Source organism: Microbacterium sp., from assembly GCF_031178525.1.
Classification (GTDB): domain Bacteria; phylum Actinomycetota; class Actinomycetes; order Actinomycetales; family Microbacteriaceae; genus Microbacterium.
Window position 1 is genome coordinate 1 of record NZ_JAPSJA010000309.1, and the last position, 2,756, is coordinate 2,756.

Here is a 2,756-nt window from a genome sequence, read left to right on the forward strand (position 1 = left end):
GGGCAGCCCGACGGCGGTCGCCGCTCCGAGCAGCCACAGCCATGGCTCGGCATGGCCGGCGGCGTAGCCGGCGACCGCGCCGAGAACCCCGGCGACGAGCCAGCCCGGCATCGCCGGACGCCCGTGCCCGCGGGCGCGTGCGAGCGCGATCACGGATCCGACCGCGATCACCACGCCTGCGATCACGACGGCGGACGGGATCCCCGATGCCAGGGCGCCGAGCAGGAGCAGGATCGCGGCCACGGGCGGCCGCGCCACCCGGACGGCGGCATGCAGGCTCGTCGGGACCAGCAGCAGGATCGCCGTGATCGCCACGGCGGCCGCACACGTCCAGACCGGGACGTCGCCGGTCGCCGAGAACGCCGCGGTGGCGAACGGAACCCACTCTGACGATCGCCTCCCGCCCTCCTCGAACCATCCCGATGCGGTTCCGAGCGTGCTCAGAGCGCCGACCGCCGCCGCGGCCGCGAGGGCGGGGATCAGCCAGGGACGCGAAGCTGCGGTGCGCGGCACGCGCAGGAGCGCGACCGGCACGGCCGCCGCCAGCACGGGCGCCAGGAACGCACCCGTGAACGGCGCATTCGACCGGATCGCGAGCTGCCATCCCGCCGCGTCCGATGCCACGGCGCCTGTCACGGCCGCGACGGCGATCAGCGCCCGCACGTACAGGACCGGATCGGGTACGGGACGCACCAGCGCGAACACGTGCAGGCCGGCGAGCACGAGAATCACCGGCGTCCACCAGACCGGTCCCCAGACCGACTGTGGCGTCGCGAACCACGTCGCGAGCGCCGCGCCCGCGAGCGCCGCCACCCCGAGCACCGCGAGCACGGTGCGCTCCACGACCGCGTCCGACGCCGCACGCGCAGACGGCATCGGGGCGGGCAGGACGTGCGCCAGTCCGCCCAGCGATGCGCCGAGCAGGCCCGCGACGACAGCGGCGGCCGCGTCGGCCGCGACGGCTCCCGCGACGAGCAGCCCGAGCCCCGTCGGCAGTGCGAGCACCGCGGCGAAATCCGGCGCGCGCAGCTTCGACGCGATGGACCACGCGCGACTGAGGGCACCCGCGAGCAGGATGCCGGCGCCTGCGTACACCGCGGGACGAAGGGCTCCCGCCCCGAAGAGGTCGTTCGCGCGGACCGCCCACACGTCCAGCCCGATCAGCACGACGCCGATCACGGCGATGGCCTCTGCGGCGGCCGTGAGGCTGCGGCGCCGCAGGAGCCACGCCAGCGCCATCGTCGCCAGCGTGACGCCGGCGATGATGAGCGCCCGCACCGCGATGCTGGAGAAGAACCAGGCGAGCGTCAGGAAGAAGATCGCCGCGACCGACACCAGGCTGACGCCGACGATCAGCAGGAGCACGGGCACGGTCAGGCGCCGCCTCGGCCTCCTCGGTGGTCCGGCAGGCTCTGCCTGACCGCGCGAGGCCGACGCGGCCACCCCCGACGCCGCCGGGTTCACCGGAGCGCCGGACGCCGACACGGTCGCCGGCCCGGGAGACGCCGGCACGACCGGGGCTGCGCCCGTCAGATCGGACAGCATGCCGGCGGGTGCCTGCGGCACCGCCGGGAGGTCCCGCGCATCAGGCGACGGCGGCTCGTCGGCGGGCGCAGCCACGATGGGCGCAGCGGACGGCGCCGCCGCATGCGCCCCCGCGACCCCGGCGCGCATCGCGCTGAGCGTGGCCTGTCGCTGCTGCTCGGCGCCCAGGATGCGGTGCCCGATGTCGCGCAGCTGCGCGAGACGCGGATCGCCGAGCGCCAGACCGCAGGTCGGGCACCTCGGATCGTTCAGGAGTGTCGTGAAGCACGACGGACACTTGCTCGGGTCGACGAAGTCGTACGGCGTCGTCGGCCACCATCTCGGAACCTGCTCGCTGCCCATCGCCGCCCCCGCCGCACGTGTGTGCGAATCATCTTTCCATCCGCGGTATGCCCGCACGCGAATGCGGGCGCGGGGGGACACGTGTCGCCGGGATTCGTGCGGCGGCTAGGTGAGATCGAGCCTCATCACCACACGGGGGAAGCCTCCGGACACCGACTGGGTGTCGGCGACCTTCGCGAACCCCGCCCGCTCGAACAGCGCCCGGAACCCCACGAACGCCATCGTCTGGTCCACCCTCTCCCCGCGATTGTCGACCGGATAGCCCTCGATCGCGGGTGCGCCGCGCTCACGTGCGAACGCCACGGCCCCGTCGAGCAGCCGGTCGAGGATGCCCTTGCCGCGGTGCCCCGGGCGCACGCGCAGGCACCACACGCACCAGACCGGGAGGTCGTCGATGTGCGGGATCCTCCTGCTGCGCGCGTACTGGGTGTCGGCGCGCGGCGCGACGCCCGCCCAGCCGACCGGCTCATCGCCGTCGTACGCCAGCACGCCGGGCGGCAGGTCGGACGCGCACATCCGCCGCACGTACTCTGCGCGCTCAGGCCCGACGAGCGAGGAGTTGACCTTCGACGGCACCCGGTGACTCAGACACCAGCAGACGTTCGCATCGGGGTTCTTGGGCCCGACGAGCACGCGCACGCCCTCGAAGTCCGTCGCGGGCCGAACCTGGATCGCCATGCGGGAAGGATGCCACCGACCTGCGACGTCGGGAAGTCACTCGCCGCGCAGCACCGCCAGGGCATGCGCCAGGTCCGCCGGATAGTCGGACGTGAAGGTCACCCAATCCCCCGTCGCCGGGTGCGCGAATGACAGCTCGTGGGCGTGCAGCCACTGGCGTGTGAGGCCGAGGCGTGCGGACAGCGTGGGAT

General features: G+C 74.0%; 1 protein-coding gene and 2 pseudogenes. All 3 read right to left on the reverse strand.

The window, feature by feature from the left end:
- Positions 1 to 1,887: pseudogene (locus tag RIF89_RS13620) on the reverse strand (hypothetical protein); the annotation flags it as partial.
- A 105-nt stretch (positions 1,888 to 1,992) separates the two neighbouring features.
- Complete coding sequence (locus tag RIF89_RS13625) at positions 1,993 to 2,565, reverse strand: GNAT family N-acetyltransferase (RefSeq protein ID WP_309069629.1); 573 nt, start codon at positions 2,563 to 2,565, stop codon at positions 1,993 to 1,995.
- Positions 2,566 to 2,601: 36 nt separating this feature from the next.
- Positions 2,602 to 2,756 (reverse strand): annotated as a pseudogene (locus RIF89_RS13630) (RNA pseudouridine synthase); the annotation flags it as partial.